The sequence below is a fragment of the Catalinimonas locisalis genome, from assembly GCF_038039535.1.
Lineage (GTDB): Bacteria > Bacteroidota > Bacteroidia > Cytophagales > Cyclobacteriaceae > Catalinimonas.
On the sequence record NZ_JBBPHP010000091.1, the window covers coordinates 1 to 2522 of the forward strand.

Genomic DNA, 2522 nt, shown 5'->3' on the forward strand with positions numbered 1-2522 from the left:
TAAACTTTTGAGTTTTGGTTGACCCAAAGTTTACGTCCTGACCTGCTCTTTTCAAAATTTAAACATGCTCTAAGTATGGAAGACATAAAAAGATATATTACGATTGATTCAGAAATCCAACATGGACAACCGGTGTTCAGTGGAACAAGGGTGCCTGTGGAAACTTTATTCTGGCATCTGGAAAAAGGAATCTCAATTGATGAATTTCTCGAGGATTTCCCTAGTGTAACTAAAGAACAAGCTATTGGCGTACTTGGGGTCGCTCATAAAATTTTAACTTCAAGAAACATCGATAAGATTTATGAAGCTGTTGCTTGATGAGAATTTGCCCAAAAAGCTAAAATTAGATTTTTCTGAACACGAAATTTACACGGTATCGGATAAGAAATGGAACAGTAAAAAAAAAGAACGGTGAATTATTACAATTGATGCTGGAAGAAGATTTTGATGCATTATTCACCTTTGATCGGAACTTGCAATATCAGCAGAATTTCGAGAAGTATCCCATTGCTGTGATCGTATTGAATGCAGAGGATAATGCTTATGTAACCTTGAAGGAACCGTGCCACGGTGGCTTGTTCCGCAAATCAAAGAAGTCTTAACGATCAACCTACCGAGCGGACCAACAGAAATAAAAGCTAGGGAATAATAACTAATGTGAAATGTATTAAAATGTACCTTACATTAACCGTTGAATGTAAGCTTAATAGTAAAAGACATGGAATACATTACTGAAAGAATTACTATAGATCCTGATCTTTGTAATGGCAAGCCCACTATTAGGGGAAAACGAATTACCGTACAAACCATTTTGGAATTTTTAAGTGCAGGAGACAGTAAAGAAGGTATTCTGGAAGCCTATCCTTCACTAGAACCAGAAGATATTGATGCATGCCTAAGATTTGCTTCTAAGCTCATGGAAAACCACTATGATATTCGGCCTACCGCATGACGCTCTATCCTAAGTTAATGTACACTCCCGCAATTTGCGGGAATTTTTTTCTCTTATGTAAAGTGTTGTCATCACTTTTAGGAGGGAGAGGCGAATTATTTTAAATTGAAGGAGTATCCCTAACCCAAATTCTGAGAAACATGAAAAAGCTCCTTTACCCTTTGCTGGCCTTCAGCTTTGTATGGCTGGCTGCCAGCGCCAAATTAATGGCCCAGTCCATTACCCTGCCTCCCAGTGGTGACAATCAGAAAAGCATCACTACCCAGTACATCGGTTCACTGGCCCATGTCACCATCCAGTACAATAGTCCCAATGTCACTGCGCCCAACGGAGAAGACCGTAGCGGTAAAATCTGGGGCACGCAAGTGGCCCACTATGGACTGGTCAATTTAGGCTTTGGCACTGCGGAAGCGGCTCCCTGGAGAGCGGGTGCCAATGAAAATACCACCATCACCTTTTCGCACGATATGGAGGTGGAAGGCAAGAGCATTGCTGCCGGTACTTACGGCCTGCATATGATCGTGGAAGAAAACCAGCCCTGGGTGCTGATCCTCTCCAGAAACGCTTCGGCCTGGGGAAGCTACTTTTATGATGAAAGCGAAGATGCCCTACGGGCAGAGGTAAAACCGGAGGAATCTGAATTCCATGAGTGGCTGACTTATGAATTTGTAGACCGACAGCCCGAGCAGACTACCGTAGCGATGATGTGGGAGAATGTAAAAGTGCCATTTACAGTGAGCATACCCGACATGAAGCAACTGTACGTAGACAATATGCGCAAAGAACTGCAGTCTACCGCGGGCTTTAGCTGGCAGGGCTGGAACCAGGCAGCTACCTATTGTCTGATGAATGATACTAATCTGGAAGAAGCGTTGACCTGGGCAGATAATGCTGTCAGTATGCCATATATCGGTCAGGAGAATTTTACCACCCTGCAAACCAAAGCAAGCATACTGACTAAGCTCAATCGGGGAGATGAAGCTGATCAGGTCATGATGCAGGCCATCAATCATCCTACCGCTACGCCTTTGCAGATTCACGCCTACGGCAGGCAGCTCATTACGCAGGGAGAGAAAGAGAAGGCACTGGAGATTTTTCAGTTGAATGCCAAAAAATATCCTGACACCTGGCCGGTCAATGTGGGCCTGGCTCGTGGCTATTCCGCTACCGGCGATTATAAGAAAGCCATTAAATACGCAAAAATGGCCGCTGATGAGGCTCCCGACCAGTTAAATAAAGACAGCATGCAGGCAGCGGTAGAAGCCTTGCAGAAGGGAGAGGATTTTAATTGATGTTGGAGACTATTCTGGTAGACAGGAGTCCCTGCGACAGGTGTTCCTGCAACAGGTGTCCCTGTGAGTCATTCCGTAGCCAATGGCGGAGCCGCCGTGGCCCGGGAATCTTCTACACCCCTGACAAGTCAAGGACTGCATAGCGGTAAAGATTCCTCCGTTTTACTCCGGGATGACGGGGGATGGTCTATGGATACGAGCCTGGAATTCTAAGATAAAAACAATACAAATAGCTATAACTTTTCCAAGAATGTATGCTTTACTTCGTATTCCATATT

Annotated in this window: 4 protein-coding genes; all 4 read left to right on the forward strand. The window is 44.3% G+C overall.

Features of this window, described 5'->3' with window-relative positions; translation table 11 throughout:
- The first annotated feature begins 75 nt into the window (after window positions 1-75).
- Window positions 76-318 (forward strand): DUF433 domain-containing protein, encoded by a 243-nt coding sequence (locus WJR50_RS33890; RefSeq protein WP_341297757.1) that lies wholly within the window; start codon window positions 76-78, stop codon window positions 316-318.
- Window positions 319-718: 400 nt separating this feature from the next.
- Window positions 719-952: a DUF433 domain-containing protein gene (locus WJR50_RS33895; RefSeq protein ID WP_341297758.1), complete on the forward strand. Its 234-nt coding sequence runs from the start codon at window positions 719-721 to the stop codon at window positions 950-952.
- A 140-nt stretch (window positions 953-1092) separates the two neighbouring features.
- The gene (locus tag WJR50_RS33900; RefSeq protein WP_341297759.1) at window positions 1093-2244 is read left to right on the forward strand and encodes a DUF2911 domain-containing protein; all 1152 of its coding nucleotides are present in this window, start codon (window positions 1093-1095) and stop codon (window positions 2242-2244) included.
- A 63-nt stretch (window positions 2245-2307) separates the two neighbouring features.
- A complete protein-coding gene (locus WJR50_RS33905) occupies window positions 2308-2457 on the forward strand; it encodes a hypothetical protein (protein WP_341297760.1) in 150 nt (49 codons plus the stop codon).
- The last annotated feature ends 65 nt before the right edge of the window (window positions 2458-2522 follow it).

Excerpts from the sequence above, each read along its gene's own strand:
- WJR50_RS33890 (WP_341297757.1), top strand. The coding sequence starts at position 76 with ATGGAAGACATAAAAAGATATATTACGATTGATTCAGAAATCCAACAT.
- WJR50_RS33895 (WP_341297758.1), top strand. The coding sequence starts at position 719 with ATGGAATACATTACTGAAAGAATTACTATAGATCCTGATCTTTGTAAT.
- WJR50_RS33900 (WP_341297759.1), top strand. The coding sequence starts at position 1,093 with ATGAAAAAGCTCCTTTACCCTTTGCTGGCCTTCAGCTTTGTATGGCTG.